This window comes from Pseudomonas sp. SWI36 (assembly GCF_002948105.1).
GTDB lineage: Bacteria > Pseudomonadota > Gammaproteobacteria > Pseudomonadales > Pseudomonadaceae > Aquipseudomonas > Aquipseudomonas alloputida.
Genome location: NZ_CP026675.1, coordinates 5,647,909 through 5,665,036, shown reverse-complemented (window position 1 = coordinate 5,665,036; position 17,128 = coordinate 5,647,909). Strand labels below are relative to the sequence as shown.

Genomic DNA, 17,128 nt, shown 5'->3' with positions numbered 1-17,128 from the left:
TGCGGTTTCTCGTTGCAATGATCTTGCTGCTGAAGAGGTGAGGCATGAAGGACAGCGATGAGCCCGAGACCACGCGCATGCGACTGCGTCGCGAGTGGGCGGTGTTGACGTTTTACGAGCGTTTCGAGCAGATCGTCGCTCACATTCTTTCGCTGGTGATCGCGGTGGTTATCGTGGTGTCGCTGGTACAGCTGATCCAGATAGTCTTCAGCCTGCTGATCATCGATGCGTTCAATCCGCTGGACCACCGGATCTTCCAGAATGTGTTCGGTATGGTCATGACGCTGCTGATCGCGATGGAATTCAAGCATTCCATCGTGCGCGTTGTCTTGCGCCATGGCAGCATCATTCAGGTCAAGACGGTCCTCTTGATCGGGTTGATCGCGCTGTCGCGCAAGATCGTGATCCTTGATCCCGATGTCAGCCCGGCCAAAGTCGCGGCGCTCGCTGGCGCCACCCTGGCCCTGGGGCTGACCTACTGGCTGTTGCGTGAGCGTGATGATCGAGTTGCCTAGGCTCTGTGTGAATGGCGCCAAGGCAAAGATTGAACGGGAAAAAGAGCGCGGATGTGTAATTCCATATCCGTTCAAACCGGGGCTTGAAAACCTCCAGATTGCTCACATAATTCCGTCATCAGGGGCCGAAACCCGGCGCTTCGCGCCTCCTGTTCGAGATCATTTCAGTCAGCTGGAAGGAGGATTGTCATGTACGAGTCCCTTCTTAATCTGTCGAGCGATCCGATTGCCGAGTTCGAGAAGCTCCAGCGCGAACTGCAACATGTGCTGGGAACTGGGCTCGGGCGCCCAGGCAGCATTCGTGCCTTGGCCAGTGGTGCTTTTCCTGCCATCAATGTCGCGAGCACGCCATCGAGCATGGAGGTCTACGCCTTCGTTCCCGGCGTTGACCCGAGCGACATCGATCTGCAGATTCACCGAGGCCTGCTATCGATTTCCGGCGAGCGCCGGCCCGCGCGCAGCACGCAGGAGGGCAATTGCTCCGTGTACGCCAACGAGCGCTATGCCGGTCCCTTCAAGCGTACCGTGAGCCTCAATGATCAAGTCGATACCGACAAGGTCGAGGCCCACTACCGCGACGGCGTCCTGCGCATTTCCCTGCCGCGGCGAGAAGCGCTGCAGCCCAAGCGTATAGTCATCCAGTAACAGCAAAGGTTTGAAGGAGGAATCACCATGAACGACAAGCAAGCAGTCGTGCGCGGCGAAACTGAAACCCAAACACTGCTGCCGCGCGTCGATGTCTTCGAAGACGAAAACGGAATCCAGCTGTTTGCCGACTTTCCCGGGGTGCCCAAGGATCATCTCGTGGTCAATGTGGAGGGTGACACGCTGGTGCTGGAAGGGGAGATCATGCCGCAGTTGTCCGAACAGCTGGAGGCCGTCTACGCTGAAGTCCAGCTGTCGCGATTCAGACGAGCCTTCACCTTGAGCTCCGAGCTGGATACGACCCGAATCGATGCTGAGCTACGGGACGGCGTGCTGAACGTACGTGTTCCCAAACATGCACATGCCCAGCCGCGCAAGATCGTCGTGAAAAGCGCGTAGGGCCTTGAGCGTGTGGAGGACGACCCATGGACAAACTAGCTGAACTCAGACATGGCCTGGAGGAAACCTGGCATTCGCTGGGCGAGGGCTGGCGTCAGCTTCGCGGTCGCACCAGCGAGGCCCTGACGCGCTTCACGCCAGTGAAGCGGAGCAGGGGCGAGTCGCAGGATGCGACCTCATCACCGGCGCTTGCCTCGAACTGGGGGCTGCTGGCCGGCGATCTTTACGAGGATGGTGAGCGGATCGTCGTTCGCCTTGAGATACCTGGAATGGTCAAGGAGGACCTGAACCTGGAAGTGCGGGGCGATACGCTGATCATTCGCGGTGAAAAGCGCGTCGAGCAGGAGCAGGGCAATGGGCATTATCGCGTCCGGCAATGCACCTTTGGCAGTTTCCGGCGCACCTTCCGGCTTCCTGCCGAGGTCATTGCCGAGCAGGCCAGCGCCAGATGCAACAACGGCGTGCTGCGTATCGAATTGCCCAAGCAAGCGCGTGCGAGTGGCAGGCGCATCGAGGTTCGCGAAGGCTAGGGGACAGCCCCTCGTCACCAGGATTACCCGCCCGCGACCTACCTGCGGGCGGGTGTTTCTTCAGTTGCTCCACCGGAAGCTGCGGCTTCCCATGCAGTGGATATTGCACATCCCAGGCGAACTGAGACGCCCAGCGATAATTCGTCCGGAACTTTCTCCATAACCGGTCCTGACAGGGGCTGAGGGTCGAAGCCATGGCCGCTGAAGGCAACGCAGGACTGTTGTTGGGTGTCATCACGTTGCTCAGCGCTGCCGTGGTGGCCGTGCCACTGCTCAAGCGCATCGGTTTCGGCTCGGTGCTGGGTTACCTGCTGGCGGGGATGATGATCGGGCCTTTCGGGCTGCAACTGGTCAATGACCCTCACACCATCATTGATGTGGGCGAGTTGGGCGTGGTTATGTTTCTCTTCGTGATTGGCCTGGAGCTCAATCCCTCGCATCTGTGGGCGCTACGGGCGCAGATCTTTGGGCTGGGCAGCCTGCAGGTGTTGATCTGTGCCGTTCTGCTCACCGTCGTCGGCAAGGCCTTTGGTTTCCCTTGGCAGGTGTCATTCGTCTGCGCGGCCGGTTTTGTACTCACATCCACTGCCATCGTCATGCAAGTTCTCTCGGAGCGGGGTGACTTGACCGAGCCGAGGGGCCAACGCATCGTGTCCATTCTGCTGTTTGAAGATCTGCTGATAGTGCCCTTGCTGGCGGTGGTGGCATTTCTGGCGCCGACTGCAGCGGTGCCCGAACCCACCTCACCCCTGTGGCAGCGCATGGCTGTCGCAGCCGTGTCCCTCAGCGCACTGGTGATCATCGGGTTGTGGTTGCTCAACCCCCTGTTTCGGGTACTGGCCCAAGCCCGGGCGCGCGAGGTGATGACTGCTGCCGCGCTGCTGGTGGTGCTAGGAGCAGCGCTGCTGATGGAAATCGGCGGCCTGTCGATGGCGATGGGAGCGTTCGTTGCCGGTGTGCTGCTGTCGGAGTCCACCTTCCGCCACCAGCTGGAGGTTGACATAGAACCGTTTCGCGGACTGTTGCTGGGGCTGTTCTTTCTCGGCGTCGGCATGGCGCTGGACCTGCAGGTGGTGGCCAGGAACTGGCTGCTCATCAGCTCTGGCGTGCTGGCGCTGATGGTGGTCAAGGCGCTGTGCATCTATGGGGTCGCGCGCCTAGCGAAAAGCCAGCATGGCGATGCGCTGGATCGCGCCGTGCTGATGGCGCAGGGGGGCGAATTTGCGTTTGTGCTGTTTACCGAAGCGCTGAAACTCAAGGTCGTCAGTGCCGAAATCAACGCCAACATGACGGCTATCGTGGTGCTGTCCATGGCCCTCACGCCGGTGAACCTTCTGTTGCTCAAGCGTTTCGCGCGGCCCCGGGCGGTTTCCATGGACGGTGTGGAGCCGGCACAGAATCTCCAAGGCCATGTACTCATCATAGGGTTTGGCCGTGTCGGCCAGATCGCTTGTCAGGCACCGCTCGCTCATGGCGCCAAGCTTTCAATCATCGACATGGACCCCGAGGTGATCCGCGCCGTGGAGCCTTATGGTTTCAAGGTCTATTACGGTGATGGTGCCCGGCATGACCTGTTGCATGCTGCCGGGGCCCGTCACGCCCGCACCATCATTGTGTGCGTGAATGACAAGAAGGCTGCGACACGAATCGTCGAAAGCACGCGGCAGTATTGCCCGCAGGTGAAGGTGCTGGTACGCGCCTTTGACCGCGAGCACGCGCTGGAGCTGGTCAGGCACGACGCCGACTACATCGTGCGGGAAACCTTTGAATCCTCCTTGCTGCTTGGCCGCCAGGCCGTGCTGACCTTGGGAGCCTCGAGCGTTGAAGCTGACGCGGTGACCGACGAGGTGCGCACACGCGATGCCGCACGTTTTGCCCTGGAAACATCCGGCGGTCTATTTGCCGGGCGAGCGTTGGTTCTGGGAAATATCGAGCGCATTGATCCGCCTGCGCCTGAAGCCACCGACGCCCAGTGAGCGGGAATCCGACGGCGATGCAGGCGCAAACCTCATGCACAGATATTACTCATACCTGACTGTTGTCTTTCAGCAGTTTGTCGAGCGTGATCGGAAACTCCCTCACACGCTTGCCCGTGGCATGGTAGACCGCGTTGGCCACCGCGGCTGCCACCCCGACGACGCCGATTTCGCCCACGCCCTTGGACCCCAGCTCGTTGACGATGTCGTCGTGCTCTTCAACGAAGATGACTTCGATATCCCCGCTGTCTGCGTTCACCGGGATGTGGTATTCCGCGAGGTTGTGGTTGACGATGCGGCCCAACCGATGGTCGGTCAGCGCGGCTTCGTGGAGGGCCATACCCACCCCCCACACCACGCCTCCCAAAATCTGGCTGCGCGCGGTTTTCGGGTTGATTACCCGTCCCGCCGCAACGGCGCTGACTACCCGTACTACCTTGATTGTGCCAAGGTCCTCGTCGACGTGGACTTCCACGAATACCGCCGAATGCGTGGCGGTGGAGAACGGTTGGCGTCTGGCGCCGGGCTCGGCGTCGATCTGCACTTCGAACTCACCTTCGGGGGCGCTGGCGATGATGTCCGCCAAGGCCAGGCGATGGCTACCCGCGTGCAGGTAGCCATCGGCGAAAATGATCTGCTCCCGGGCCGTGCTGGCCACTTGGGGGTACATCTTGCGCGCATGTTCCAGCACTTTGGTGCGCAGTACCTGGCAGGCCTGGCGCACGGCCGAGCCGACCGACGACACCGTGAACGATCCGCCCTGAAGGGGGGCGGTGGGCAGTGAAGAGTCACCCAGCACGAAGGTGACATCCTGGACCCTGGCGCCAGCCGCGTCGGCTGCGATCTGCGTCATGACGGTATAGGTGCCGGTCCCGATATCGGTGGTGGCACTGCAGACGGTGAGGTGGCCTTGGGCATCGAAGCGCGCTTTGGCGCTGGCCTTCATCTGCATGGCTTCCCAGACGCCGCCGGCCATCCCCCAGCCGACCAACTGGTTGCCATGGCGCATGCTGCGCGGTTGCGGATTACGGTTTTGCCAGCCAAAACGTTCGGCACCTTGCCGGTAGCACGCCAGCAGTTCCTTGCTGGAGTAGGGCTTGCCCTCGTTGGCATTGCTGGCGGCGAAATTGCGCCGGCGCAGGTCAAGCGGGTCAATCTGCGCTGCACAGGCAAGCTCATCCATGGCGCATTCCAGGGCAATCATCCCCGACGCGGCGCCAGGCGCACGCATGTCCAGCGGGGTGTACACATCGAGCGAGGCCAGGCGATAGCTGAGGGCAACGTTGTCGCACTGGTAGAGCATGCCACTCCATTCCACCACGTGCTCGGTGAAATCCTCGAAGCGGGAGGTCTGGCCAAGCGCATCGTGGGCGATCGCCAGCAACTGCCCGTTTGCGTCAGCACCCAGGCGCAGGCGCTGCTCGGTGCGGGGCCGGTAGCCAAAGGTGAACATCTGCTGGCGAGTCAGCGTGACGCGCACCGAGCGCTTCAGGTGCAACGCCGCCATCACTGCCAGTGGCAACTGGTACTGCGGGCGCAAGCCCGAGCCGAAGGCACCGCCGACGAATGCCGCGCGCACGCGGATGTTTGCCTTGGGCAGGCCAAACACCTTGTGCAGGTAGTCCTGGCAGTTTTGCGTGCCTTGGGTCTTGTCGTGGATTTCCAGCGTGCCGTCGCCTTTGTAGAGTACGGTTGACGCATGGGGCTCCATCGGGTTGTGGTACTCGTTGGCTGTCAGGTAGGTGGCATCCACCTGCACCGGGGCCCCGGCAAACTGCGCGGCAAAGTCGCCACGCGGCGCCGGTGTCTCGGCGGGTGCTGCATGCGACTGTTGGCATGCGCCCAGGTCGGTCTGGTGGGCCTCCTCGGCATACTCGATCCTGATCAGCGAACCTGCATACCGGGCCAGTTCGAGGGTTTGGGCAACCACCAGCGCCAACGGTTGACCGTTGTAGAGCACTCGATCATCGAACAAGGGCCTAAACGGCGCCCCCTGCGCGGCGTCGGCGTCGCTGTAGTCGTCGTCATAACTGGAAATATGTGGACGATGGCCATGATCAAGCACGGCGATCACCCCGGGCACGCGCATCGCTTGCGTACTGTCGATGTTGAGTACCCGACCTCGGGCGATGGTACTGGACACGACGCTGCCATGGAGCAGGCCCACTTCGGGGTATTCGCCCGCGTAACGCGCCTGCCCGGTGACCTTCGCCACGCCGTCTACGCGGTCCAGGGACGTACCGGCTACCGGTGTGGATTTGATCATGGTCGTCGCCCCCCGTCAGCGGCGCCGCGCGCCGCGTCATCCAATGCCCGCACAATTGCACGCTGGGCGAGCGTGACCTTGAAGCCGTTGTGGCTCAGAGGTTTTGCACCTTGCAGCAACGTTTTTGCGGCCCGGGTGAACAGCGCTTCGCAAGGCGCCTGGCCGGCCAGCATGCGTTCCACAACCGGGTCTCGCCACGGCTTGTGAGCAACGCCGCCCAGCGCCAGGCGAGCTTGCCGGATCACCTGGCCATCGAAGCTCAAGGCTGCGGCGACCGACACCAGCGCAAACGCGTAGGAGGCGCGGTCGCGAATTTTCAGATAACGGTAATGTTTTTCGAACACCGGGGGCGGCAGCTCGATGGCGACCACCAGTTCATCGATTGCCAGCTGATTGTCTCGCTCCGGGGTGTCCTCAGGGAGGCGATGGAATGCCGCAAAAGGTATTTGGCGCTCTCCGCGCGGCCCCTGCACATGCACCACGGCTTCGAGCGCTGCCAATGCCACGCACATATCCGAGGGATGGGTCGCGACACAGGCATCACTGGCACCAAGAATCGCGTGGATACGGTTCGAGCCTGTACGCGCCGGGCATCCGCTGCCGGGTTCACGTTTGTTGCAGGGAGTGCCGGTGTCGTAGAAGTAGTAGCAACGGGTACGTTGCAGCAAGTTGCCACCGGTGCTGGCCATGTTCCTCAACTGCGGTGATGCCCCAGCCAGGATGGCGTCCGACAGCAATGGATAGTGCTGCTCGATCATTGGGTGCCAGGCCAGGTCGGCATTGCTCACCAATGCGCCGATCAACAAGCCACCGTTCAACGTGGGGTGGATGCCGTTCAGCCCAAGGCCAGAAATGTCGATCAGGCGCTTGGGGCGAACCACGTTTTCTTTCATCAGGTCGACGAGGTTGGTGCCGCCGGCAATGAAGTGTGAGCTGGCGTCAGCCAGGCTCACGGCTTCGCTGATTGATGCGGGCTTGTGGTAGCTGAAAGGCATCATGGATTCGGCCCTCGTTGTGGCGGGGCCAGGTCCGTCATCAACGGTAGGGCTTCTTCCACCGCAGCGACGATGTTGCTATATGCACCACACCTGCAAAGGTTGCCGCTCATCTGTTCGCGAATGGCCTCGCGGGTGTAGGCGCGCCCTTCGCGGGCAAGCCCGACTGCGGAGCAGATCTGCCCCGGGGTGCAGTAACCGCACTGGAAAGCATCGTGGGTGATGAATGCACGCTGCATGGGGTGCAGAACGTCGCCGCTGGCCAGCCCTTCGATGGTCACCAGTTCGGCCCCGTCGCACATGATGGCCAAGGTCAGGCAGGCATTGACGCGCTTGCCATCGCGCAGCACCGTGCAGGCCCCGCACTGGCCATGGTCGCAACCCTTCTTGGTGCCGACCAGGTCCAACTGCTCGCGCAAAAGGTCGAGGAGGGTGGCCCAGGGATTCACCTGCAGTGTCAGGCGCTGACCATTCAGGGTCAGGCCGATGGGGTGTTCTTCAGCCCCATTGGGAGAGATCGCGCTCATGGTAGGTCCTCACGGTCAGGGTTCGCGCAGCCGGCTGCGTCTCTGTTGTGCGACCGGGCCGGTTGAGCAAACGTTCAGCCGGCTTGCCAAGTTGCCGATCACATCTGGCCGTCACCCGTGTTTTTGCAGGGCTTCAATCAACTGGGCCTTGGTCATGGTCGAGCGCCCCTTGATGTCTTTGCTGCGTGCCTCTTTCATAAGGCTTTCCTTGCTTTGCGATTCCAGCGACGCATGCGACGTCCGCGAATGCCCCTGGCGAGATTCAGCGGCGCGCTTGGCCGAATCCGAGCGTGCGGTCTTCTTCACGTGCGACGGTGTCCTGCTTCCCGAGCCTGCGTGTTTTTCACCGCCCCCCGATTGTTTGTTGACGGTGGCCCAGGCGCGAGCTTCGGCTTCATCCTTGCCCACGCCTTTGTCCTCGTAAGATTGCTCGATGTGCTCGGCCTTGCGTTTCTGCTTGTCCGTGTACTTGTCTTTGTCCCCGCGTGGCATGGTATTTCCTCCTGCATGGGTTGCATGAACGGTTGAAAACCAGGGCAGAACTGAGGCGCCCGGTGATGGACGGGTGATCCGTGTCGATCGGCCCTCTCAGCTAACTGCCGGAACCTGCGCCAGATCCACTTCCGGCTGAGCCACTGCCACCACCGCCCGCGCCTGTGCCGCTACTACCAGAGCCATGACTGCCGGTTCCCGAGCCGCTGTCGGTACCGTCACCGCCGGTATTGTCCGTCCCATTGTCGTCAGTGCCGCCATCACCCGTACCCATGCCATCGCCGGGTGTTCCCGAGCCAGTCGCTCCGCCTTGGCCGTTCATTTGTCCATTGTCGTTCGATTGCATGCCTGGGGCGCGCTGATGGTTCAGGTCTGTGGCGGCCGAAGCTAGTGCTGAAGCGCAGCCCAGGCAAAGTGCAAGCATTAACGTAAAAGGTTTTGCTGGTGTCATGGTGAAATGCCTTATTGGATTGTTCACCCTATGTTCGGCCTGGCGTGCGTGGGAGGGTGCCTTCTGACCGACGGAAGGCGCTGCATCAGGTCGACACGAGCGAGCGGCGCTTTGCTCCAATGAAGGCGTTGATAACGTGCGGGGCACCCATGAGGCTGGCAATCAGGTGTGCGAAGTTAGTTTTTCACTGCAAGCGTTTTAGCTTGTCATGGACAAAATTTGTAAATGTTTTCTACTTGCAGCCTACTTCGCGCTCGATAAATTCTTTATTCGTGACGCCGGGCCCCTCTGACGGTTATACCGCCATGTCGGAGTCATAGTTGTTCAACTACGACTATACAGGAGGGGCTCATGTCTGCCCTTAGTACGTATCTCTACCAAGACGTTCTTGGTACTGACCTCTGGCTTTGGCTTTCCTTTTTCGCTGTTGTGCTAACACTGTTGGCGCTTGACTTAGGTGTGCTCCATCGCGGGAATCGGGAGATTGGAGTCAAAGAGAGCTTGTTGCTGTCCGCAGGATACATCAGTATGGGCCTTCTGTTCGCGGTCTGGGTGTATTTCCAGAAAGGCGGCGATGCCAGCATGGACTATGTGACGGGTTTCTTGATTGAAAAATCCCTGTCAATGGATAACGTTTTCGTTATTGCCCTGATATTCAGTTTCCTGGCCATTCCTCGGGAGTTCCAGCACCGAGTATTATTTTGGGGGATCATGGGGGTTATCGTACTGAGGGCTATCATGATTGGCCTTGGGGCTGCGCTCATCGCCCAGTTCAGTTGGATACTTTACTGTTTCGGCGCGTTCCTGGTCTTCACCGGGGTCAAGATGCTATTCGCTCGCGTCGATCATGCGCCTGACTTGCAAAACAACCGTTTCGTCAACTACCTGCGCACACACCTACGCATCACCAAAGAATTGCACGGTCAACGCTTTGTGGTTCGCTTGCCCGATGCGTCAGGAAAAAGAATTCTATGGGTGACACCGCTCTTCCTTGCACTTATTTTGATTGAGTGTGCAGACTTGGTGTTTGCTGTTGACAGCGTGCCTGCGATTTTTGCTATCACACAGGATCCGTTCATCGTTTATACGTCGAACATCTTTGCCATTCTCGGTTTGCGAGCGCTCTATTTTGCATTGGCTGCCATGATCAGTCGCTTTGTTTACCTTAAATATGCGCTGGCTCTGGTGCTTGTCTTTATCGGCTCGAAAATTTTCCTTCATGATATTGTGGGTAAAGTGCCAGCCGAAATATCGTTGAGCATTACAATCGGCCTGCTGATTGGCGGCGTGTTGCTTTCGCTTTGGAAAACCCGAGCGTCCGCTAATGCTTCTTGAATAATTACGACCGCTGGCTGCTGCGTGAGCGCGATGACCGGATCGCCTAGGATTCAAGGCGTGAAAGCGGTCGCCTCCGCTGCTGCCCGGGCCATGCAGTTGATTTGGCACATCCCAGGCGAAGCAGGAGCAAACCTCATGCAGAGATACTCCTACCTGACAATTGCCTTACGTTTGACATACCAAGCGAAAAGCACCATTGCCAGAAAGCACACCGAGGTTTGAGTGGCACCCAGTACGGCAATCGTGGGGAACTTCGGCGTGGAAACCATCCAGGTCGACACTGCTCCGATCGCCATGGTCAGGAATCCCAAAAGGGCTGAAGCCAGTCCTGCTTCTTTCCCGAACGGTGTCATGGTCAAGGCCGTTCCCAGTGGATTGGCAATACCCATACCCCATAGGAAAAGCACCATCGACAATGAGTACCAGCCCAAGCTTGGATTGCTTGGGCCGACCAGCAGCAATGCACCTGCCGTACACGCAGTCGCGAGGCCTGACAAGGTGATGGCGCGGCTACCCCAACGGTGAGCCAGGCGAGGAGCAGCCAAGCCAGCGGCAAAGACCACGAAGACAGTTGCCGCGAAATACAGGCCCACCTGGAGCGAGTTGAGCCCCATGCCTTCCATCAAGATTGACGGCGCAGCGGCGAACGAGGCGAATAAGCCGCTCATCAGCAGGCTGGTCGCGAGTGCGGGCAAAATGAAGAGGCGGTTGGACGCCAGTTTGCCGTATGCGATCAGGATCGCAGGTACTGATTGAGTCACCCGACGATGGGCAGGAAGGGTTTCACCTATCCCTCTGAGGTAGAACAGCGCGATAAGGATTGCCGACATGCCGACGGCTATGAAAAGTGCGCGCCAACCCAAAGTGGTGTTCAGCATACTGCCGATCAAAGGTGAGAAGCCTGGCGCTGTGGCGGCAGCGATCATCGTCAGCGATAACGCGCGTGCCAGGTTCTCACCCTCATAAAGATCGCGAGCGATGGCTCTGGCCAGAACCGCGGCGGCACACACGCCAATGGCCTGGATTACCCGTCCGAGGATCAGCATGTCGAGTGTGGCGGCGTTAGCCGCCCAAAACGTACCCACCACGAAAATCATCAGCCCACCTACTACCAGGCGCTTGCGGCCATAGCGATCGGCAAGCGGCCCTACCAGTAATTGGGCGAAGGCGAACGTAATGAAAAAGCTGGAGAGCGTCAGCCCGAGTTGCTGGGATGAGACGTTGAGCTGTCGAGCCATTTCAGGAAAAGCGGGCAGGATGATATTGGTGGACAAGTTGCTGATGGCAGCGAGTGCTGCCAGTAACAGGATGACCTTGGCCGTCAGGACGTTGGCCCTCTGAACATCACCTTCAGCTTCGTTGGCGTGTGTTTCGAGTCGGCTGTTCATACGTTGGCCTCCCAGCGTCGGAACAGTACGCTGGCGTTCACACCACCGAATCCGAAACCATTGGACAAGGCATATTCGATGGGCATTTCACGGGCTATTCGTGCAACCAGGTCAAGGCCAAGCGCAGCATCATCGACCTGAGTCAGGTTGAGCGTGGGTGGAACGATCTGATCTTGCAGCGCCAACACCGTGAAAATGGCTTCGACACCGCCTGCCGCCCCCAGGAGGTGGCCGGTGGCCGATTTGGTCGATGTAATCGCCACGCCGCTGCCGCTACCGAATACGGCGCGAATCGCTGCAAGTTCACCCTTGTCGCCAACCTGGGTCGAAGTCGCATGCGCATTGATATGGTCCACATCCCCAGGCGCTATCGACGCCTGTTGCAGCGCGAGTTGCATGGCGCGCCTGGCACCGCTTCCGTCTTCGGGGCCAGCGGTCAGATGGTAGGCATCAGCGCTCGTTCCGTAGCCGACCAGCTCGGCCAGGGGCTTGGCGCCACGGGCCAGCGCATGTTCCAGCGACTCGATCACCAGCAAGCCAGCCCCTTCAGCCATGACAAACCCGTCCCGTTGGCTATCGAAAGGACGGGAGGCTTGCTCAGGGCTATCCGAAAAGCCCGTGCTGAGCGCTCGTGCAGCCGCAAAGCAGCCTAGCGTCACACGATCGATTGCCGCTTCGGCGCCACCGCAGATCGCAATATCCGCTTCGCCGCTTCTGATGAGCCGAGCGGCGTCGCCAATGGCCTGCACCCCCGCAGCGCAGGCTGTGACGGGTGCCCCAAGTGGGCCTTCGAAGCCATAGCGTATGGAGACATGACCCGCTGCCATATTGGCCAGGAACGATGGCGCCGTGAAGGGCGACAACTTGCGAGGGCCACGTGCGTCAGTGGTGCGCACCGCCTCTGCGATGGCACCGAAGCCGCCGACGCCCGATGCGATGATGGTGGCGGTGCGCGCGCGTTCAGCCTGACGCTCGGGATGCCAGCCGGCTTGCTGCAATGCTTCATCCGCTGCTACCAGCGCAAACTCGATGAACCGATCCATCTTCTTGCGTTCCTTGGCGTGGATGACCCGCTCGGGTTGATAGCCTGCCACGGCATCCTCGGCCAATGTGGGCACGCTGCCGCCCACTGACACGCCAGTGCCTTCGACGACATCGCCAGCAAGCGCGCGAATCCCGGACTGCCCAGCCAGCAATCGCCGCCAGACTTCCTTTACGCCGCAGCCCAGCGGGCTGACAACGCCGGTGCCGGTCACCACGATGCGTTTTTGATTAACGTTGTGAGTCATTTCGACCTCTCGTTGGATCATGAGCGCACCTCGAATTGCATCGGGCACGCACGGGTTGAAGGCAATGTCTACTCAGGCGCGGTGTGCAGCTTCTGGCTTGGCAATGCGGCTATTGGGGCGGATCTTGAACCAGATGGAATACATCGCCGGCAGGAACACCAAGGTCATGATCGTGCCCACGAACGTGCCTCCGATCAGGGTGTAGGCCAAGGTGCCCCAGAACACCGAGTGGGTGAGGGGGATGAAGGCCAGGATGGCTGCCAATGCCGTGAGCAACACTGGGCGTGCGCGTTGCACTGTGGCCTCGACCACGGCGTCGAAGGGCGCAAGTCCTTCAAGCTGGTTGTGGTCAATCTGCCCGATCAGGATGAGGGTGTTGCGCATCAGAATCCCGGAGAGCGCGATCAAGCCGACTAACGCGTTGATGCCGAACGGTTGGCCGAACAGCAGTAATACGGGTACTACACCGATCAACCCCAGCGGTGAAGTCAGAAACACCATGACCATCGCCGAGATAGAGCGCACCTGCAGTATGATGATCAACAAAGTCAGGGCGATCATGATCGGCAGGAGGGGGACGATAGCCTGGCTGGCCTTGGCCGACTCCTCGATAGAGCCTGCCATTTCGATTTTGTAGCCCGCAGGCAGCTGCGTGACGATGGGCTGGAGGTCTTTCCAGATCGCCGTGGATACATCAGGCGGCTGCAGCCCTTCCGCGATGTCACCCCGCACTGTCATGGTGGGCGTTCGGTCGCGGCGACGGAGGATGGGGTCCTCCATGCGAATGCTCACATCACCGATCTGCGAAACCGGAACGCGCTGACCGTTCGAGCCTACCAGGGTGAAATTCTCGATCTGGGCAGGATCGAGTCTGATCTGGCCAGCGGCACGCCCTACAACCTGCACAGAGCGGATATCTTCCCTGACCGACGTGATCGGCACACCGGTGAGCAGGAACTGAAGCTGCTGCGACACCGAGGCGGACGTCAGGCCAACCGACTGCAGGCGATCTTGATTCAGGGAGAAGTGAAGCGTGGGAACAAGCGGGCCCCAGTCGGTATTGACGGTCTTCATCATGGGGCTCGCCTGCAGCACGCTTTGGACGCGTGCTGCAATCTGACGCAGTTGCGAGGCATCCGGGCCCATCACCCGATAGGCGACCGGGTAGGGGGAGTAGGGCCCGAATACCAGTTGTGTTACCCGCACTTGAGCGCCGGGTGCCAGACCTTCGGAGGCCGCCTCCCGAAGACGATGCTTGAGGGCCTCACGAGCGCCCTGGTTTTCGGTCAGGACGACAATCTTGGCAAAGGACGGGTCGGGCAACTCAGGGGCCATTGCCAGGAAGAAGCGGGGCGGGCCTTGGCCGATGTAAGTGGTGACAATCTTTGCCTCCTCTTGCTGACGTAGCCAGGACTCCACCTTGATCGCAGTGGCATTTGTCTGTTCGATGGAGGTGCCATAAGGCATCTGCAGCTCCACAAGCACTTCGGGGCGGTCGGAGGTCGGGAAGAACTGCTTCTTTACCAATCCCATGCCAAGCACGGCGGCCACAAATGTCGAAACCACGGTGCCTGCCACGAGCCATTTATGTGCGATCACCCAGCCCAACAAAGCGCGGAATCGGTTGTAATGACGGGTGTTGTAAATAGCGGCATGACCACCTTCAATCGTCTTGATCCGAGGCAACAACTTCACGCCCAGGTAGGGGGTGAACGCTACCGCCACCACCCAGGATGCGATCAGGGCGATGCCGACAATCCAGAACATGTTGCTGGTGTATTCACCGGCAGTGGACTGGGCGAAACCGTTAGGCATGAATCCGATGGCGGTAACCAGTGTGCCGGACAGCATGGGGGCTGCCGTGTGGCTCCAGGCATATGCCGAAGCCTTGATGCGGTCGTAACCTTCTTCCATCTTCACGACCATCATTTCGATGGCGATGATCGCGTCGTCGACCAGCAACCCTAAGGCCAGGATGAGCGAACCCAGCGTAATCCGGTCGAAATTCTTGCCTGTTGCGGCCATCACCACGAATACGATCGCCAGTGTCAATGGCACCGCGGCTGCGACGACAACGCCGACACGCCAGCCCATGCTGAGGAAGCAGACAAGCATCACGACCAGCAGGGCAACGAAAAACTTGATCATGAACTCGTCGACGGAGGACGTGATGTTCACCGCCTGATCGGTGACCTTGCTGAGCGTCATGCCCAAGGGCATGCTTTCGTTGATTTTGGCTGTTTCGGCCTCCAGGGCTTTGCCAAGGTCGAGGCCGTTCCAGCCTTCGCGCATGACAATGCCAAGCAGCAAGGCTGGCTCGCCATCGTTACGCACCAGAAACGTCGCGGGATCTTCATAGCCGCGTTCAACGTCGGCCACATCCGACAGTTTCAGGGGGCGGCCCTGGGCGACCACAGGGGTTTCGCGAATCTTTGCCAGTTGATCGAAGGCGCCGTCAACCCTGACCACCACTTGTGGCCCCTGCGTTTCGACCGAGCCCGCCGGTGACAGGGCGTTCTGGTTGTCAAGGGCCGAGAAGATGTCCTGTGGCGTGATTCCGAGCGTGGCCAGGCGGTCATGGGAAAAGGACACGAATATCCGTTCAGCCTGTTCCCCGATGATGTTGACCTTCTTGACGCCCGGGACGTGCAGCAGCTGCTGGCGCAGTGTTTCGGCGTCGCGTACCAGCTGGCGCTGCGGTTCGCCTTTGGCTTTGAGCGCGTAGACCGCAAATGTCACGTCCGAGAACTCATCATTGAGCATTGGGCCAATGACGCCCGCTGGCATGAGCTTGGCCTGATCACCCGCTTTCTTGCGGGCCTGGTAGAACTCCTCCTGAACCGCCGAAGGTGGGGTCTTGTCTTGCAGCGACACCATCGTGAACGCCAACCCAGGCCGGGTGTAGGTTTCGGTACGGTCATACCAACGCAGCTCTTGCATGCGTTTTTCCAACGGTTCGGCCACCAGATCCTGCATTTCCTGCGCAGTGGCGCCGGGCCAGGCAGTGATAATCGTCATCTGCTTGACGGTGAAGGGCGGATCCTCTGCACGGCCCAGCTTGAAGAAGGCCAGCGTGCCGGCGAAGGCGATCAGCACAATCAGGAAGAGGGTGATTGATCGCTCGCGTACCGCGAGCGCGGATAAGTTGAAACGCTGCTGGCTCATGGTTGGTGCCCCATGACCTGAGCTGTTTGAGCCTGTTCCATGACCTCGACGCCATCGCGCAGCAGATGCGCACCCAGTGCCACGATCCGATCGCCAGCGTGCAGGTCACTCTTCACGACCGCTTTTTCGTCACTGACACTTAGAACTTCCACAGCGCGCCAGGACACCTTGGCCGGCTGGCCTGCTATCACCCAAACTCCAGCTCCGTTACCCGGGTCAAAGAGTGCGCCGATGGGTATCTGCTTCGCTTCGAAATTCGTATCGGTATCCGGAATCTCAAGCGTAATGGTTGCACCCAATGGCGCGCTCGCCATAGGCCCAGTGAGCACGTACCTGGCCTCGAATGTGCGCGTGATGGGGTCTGCTGCATCTGAAAGCAAGCGCAGTTTGGCGGGTACGGCCTGCGCAGGCTTGCCAAATAGCGTGGCGAGTGCAGTCGAGCCAGGTGCAGGTCGAAGCGTTTCTGGCAAGTAGACGACAGCTTCTCGTTGCCCGGCCCTGGCCAGCCTTACAACCGCTTGACCAGCACTGACGACCTGGCCCGGTTCGGCCAGCGTGTCCATCACCACACCATCGGCGTCGGCTAGCAATACCGCATATTCGGTGGCGTTCCTGGCAACGTCAGCCTGAGCTTGCGCGGCACTGAGTTGCGCCTTCGCAGCATCAGCCGCAGCTTTGATCTGGTCGTAGGACGAGGCCGAGACCGCGCCCTCGGCAACCAGCCCTCGATATCGAGCTTCGTCGTCACCGGTCTGCTTGGCCCGTGCCCGAGCGGCAGTTACGGCCTCTTGCTGTGCGCGTGCCTGTAGATTCAGATCCACCGGATCCAGACGCATCAAGGGCTGACCGCGTTTGACTGTTTGCCCGGTATCGACCAGGCGCTGCAGGATTTTTCCGGATACTCGGAAGCCGAGGTCACTCTGTATGCGAGCGACCACTACTCCGGAAAACGAACGTGCAAGGGCTGACGCGTCCTGTACCGAGACCGCTTTCACGACCGGCGGTGTGTCTCTCGGGTCTTTTCCAGGTGAAGAGTCCCCGCAAGCGACAAGGGCGAGTGGGAGTAAGCAACCGACTATGGCGGCAGGACGCAGGCGCATGGGATCCCTTTCTCAAAAGGCGATATAGGAATCCCATTTTTCTACCAGTGAC

14 protein-coding genes are annotated in these 17,128 nt (G+C 60.1%); 6 read left to right on the top strand and 8 right to left on the bottom strand.

What is annotated here, in order from left to right:
* The first annotated feature begins 44 nt into the window (after positions 1–44).
* The 5 genes from C4Q27_RS27020 to C4Q27_RS27000 all read left to right on the top strand — a co-directional run bounded on the left by C4Q27_RS27020 (position 45) and on the right by C4Q27_RS27000 (position 4,065).
* The gene (locus tag C4Q27_RS27020) at positions 45–515 is read left to right on the top strand and encodes a phosphate-starvation-inducible PsiE family protein (protein ID WP_010954194.1); all 471 of its coding nucleotides are present in this window, start codon (positions 45–47) and stop codon (positions 513–515) included.
* Between the two features lie 189 nt (positions 516–704).
* Complete coding sequence (locus tag C4Q27_RS27015; protein ID WP_010954193.1) at positions 705–1,160, top strand: Hsp20/alpha crystallin family protein; 456 nt, start codon at positions 705–707, stop codon at positions 1,158–1,160.
* Between the two features lie 27 nt (positions 1,161–1,187).
* On the top strand, positions 1,188–1,559 hold the full coding sequence (locus C4Q27_RS27010) for an Hsp20/alpha crystallin family protein (RefSeq protein ID WP_020190681.1): 372 nt from the start codon (positions 1,188–1,190) through the stop codon (positions 1,557–1,559).
* Positions 1,560–1,585: 26 nt separating this feature from the next.
* Positions 1,586–2,089, top strand: coding sequence for an Hsp20/alpha crystallin family protein (locus C4Q27_RS27005; protein WP_064492091.1), 504 nt, complete (start codon positions 1,586–1,588; stop codon positions 2,087–2,089).
* 194 nt (positions 2,090–2,283) lie between these two features.
* A complete protein-coding gene (locus C4Q27_RS27000; RefSeq protein ID WP_104887668.1) occupies positions 2,284–4,065 on the top strand; it encodes a monovalent cation:proton antiporter-2 (CPA2) family protein in 1,782 nt (593 codons plus the stop codon).
* 49 nt (positions 4,066–4,114) lie between these two features.
* Here the strand turns inward: C4Q27_RS27000 and C4Q27_RS26995 are convergent, their stop codons facing one another.
* From C4Q27_RS26995 to C4Q27_RS26980, 4 genes are all read right to left on the bottom strand, one after another.
* Positions 4,115–6,331 carry a xanthine dehydrogenase family protein molybdopterin-binding subunit gene (locus C4Q27_RS26995; protein WP_104887667.1) on the bottom strand — a complete coding sequence of 739 codons (2,217 nt, stop codon included), beginning with the start codon at positions 6,329–6,331 and terminating at the stop codon, positions 4,115–4,117.
* Positions 6,328–7,329: a xanthine dehydrogenase family protein subunit M gene (locus tag C4Q27_RS26990; RefSeq protein WP_104887666.1), complete on the bottom strand. Its 1,002-nt coding sequence runs from the start codon at positions 7,327–7,329 to the stop codon at positions 6,328–6,330. The genes C4Q27_RS26995 and C4Q27_RS26990 overlap by 4 nt, the downstream gene beginning before the upstream one ends.
* A complete protein-coding gene (locus C4Q27_RS26985; RefSeq protein ID WP_104887665.1) occupies positions 7,326–7,853 on the bottom strand; it encodes a (2Fe-2S)-binding protein in 528 nt (175 codons plus the stop codon). The genes C4Q27_RS26990 and C4Q27_RS26985 overlap by 4 nt, the downstream gene beginning before the upstream one ends.
* A gap of 111 nt (positions 7,854–7,964) precedes the next feature.
* Entirely contained in the window at positions 7,965–8,345 is a 381-nt protein-coding gene (locus C4Q27_RS26980) for a hypothetical protein (RefSeq protein WP_010954186.1), read from the bottom strand.
* Between the two features lie 802 nt (positions 8,346–9,147).
* On the opposite strand from C4Q27_RS26980, the gene C4Q27_RS26970 reads away from it, so the two are divergent.
* The gene (locus tag C4Q27_RS26970; RefSeq protein ID WP_064492088.1) at positions 9,148–10,131 is read left to right on the top strand and encodes a TerC family protein; all 984 of its coding nucleotides are present in this window, start codon (positions 9,148–9,150) and stop codon (positions 10,129–10,131) included.
* A 152-nt stretch (positions 10,132–10,283) separates the two neighbouring features.
* Here C4Q27_RS26970 and C4Q27_RS26965 read toward each other — a convergent pair whose 3' ends face one another.
* The 4 genes from C4Q27_RS26965 to C4Q27_RS26950 all read right to left on the bottom strand — a co-directional run bounded on the left by C4Q27_RS26965 (position 10,284) and on the right by C4Q27_RS26950 (position 17,076).
* The gene (locus C4Q27_RS26965) at positions 10,284–11,522 is read right to left on the bottom strand and encodes a multidrug effflux MFS transporter (protein ID WP_064492087.1); all 1,239 of its coding nucleotides are present in this window, start codon (positions 11,520–11,522) and stop codon (positions 10,284–10,286) included.
* Positions 11,519–12,811 (bottom strand): beta-ketoacyl-ACP synthase II, encoded by a 1,293-nt coding sequence (gene fabF / locus C4Q27_RS26960; RefSeq protein WP_064492099.1) that lies wholly within the window; start codon positions 12,809–12,811, stop codon positions 11,519–11,521. The genes C4Q27_RS26965 and fabF overlap by 4 nt, the downstream gene beginning before the upstream one ends.
* 72 nt (positions 12,812–12,883) lie before the next feature.
* On the bottom strand, positions 12,884–15,976 hold the full coding sequence (locus C4Q27_RS26955) for an efflux RND transporter permease subunit (protein WP_104887663.1): 3,093 nt from the start codon (positions 15,974–15,976) through the stop codon (positions 12,884–12,886).
* Positions 15,973–17,076: an efflux RND transporter periplasmic adaptor subunit gene (locus tag C4Q27_RS26950; RefSeq protein ID WP_104887662.1), complete on the bottom strand. Its 1,104-nt coding sequence runs from the start codon at positions 17,074–17,076 to the stop codon at positions 15,973–15,975. Before C4Q27_RS26950 ends, C4Q27_RS26955 begins: the two co-directional genes overlap by 4 nt.
* Between the last annotated feature and the right edge of the window lie 52 nt (positions 17,077–17,128).

Coding starts and splice junctions, on each gene's coding strand:
- C4Q27_RS26965 (WP_064492087.1), bottom strand. CDS start 11,522: ATGAACAGCCGACTCGAAACACACGCCAACGAAGCTGAAGGTGATGTT.
- C4Q27_RS26990 (WP_104887666.1), bottom strand. CDS start 7,329: ATGATGCCTTTCAGCTACCACAAGCCCGCATCAATCAGCGAAGCCGTG.
- C4Q27_RS27010 (WP_020190681.1), top strand. CDS start 1,188: ATGAACGACAAGCAAGCAGTCGTGCGCGGCGAAACTGAAACCCAAACA.
- C4Q27_RS26950 (WP_104887662.1), bottom strand. CDS start 17,076: ATGCGCCTGCGTCCTGCCGCCATAGTCGGTTGCTTACTCCCACTCGCC.
- C4Q27_RS26995 (WP_104887667.1), bottom strand. CDS start 6,331: ATGATCAAATCCACACCGGTAGCCGGTACGTCCCTGGACCGCGTAGAC.
- fabF (WP_064492099.1), bottom strand. CDS start 12,811: ATGACTCACAACGTTAATCAAAAACGCATCGTGGTGACCGGCACCGGC.
- C4Q27_RS26985 (WP_104887665.1), bottom strand. CDS start 7,853: ATGAGCGCGATCTCTCCCAATGGGGCTGAAGAACACCCCATCGGCCTG.
- C4Q27_RS27000 (WP_104887668.1), top strand. CDS start 2,284: ATGGCCGCTGAAGGCAACGCAGGACTGTTGTTGGGTGTCATCACGTTG.
- C4Q27_RS27015 (WP_010954193.1), top strand. CDS start 705: ATGTACGAGTCCCTTCTTAATCTGTCGAGCGATCCGATTGCCGAGTTC.
- C4Q27_RS26970 (WP_064492088.1), top strand. CDS start 9,148: ATGTCTGCCCTTAGTACGTATCTCTACCAAGACGTTCTTGGTACTGAC.
- C4Q27_RS26980 (WP_010954186.1), bottom strand. CDS start 8,345: ATGCCACGCGGGGACAAAGACAAGTACACGGACAAGCAGAAACGCAAG.
- C4Q27_RS26955 (WP_104887663.1), bottom strand. CDS start 15,976: ATGAGCCAGCAGCGTTTCAACTTATCCGCGCTCGCGGTACGCGAGCGA.
- C4Q27_RS27020 (WP_010954194.1), top strand. CDS start 45: ATGAAGGACAGCGATGAGCCCGAGACCACGCGCATGCGACTGCGTCGC.
- C4Q27_RS27005 (WP_064492091.1), top strand. CDS start 1,586: ATGGACAAACTAGCTGAACTCAGACATGGCCTGGAGGAAACCTGGCAT.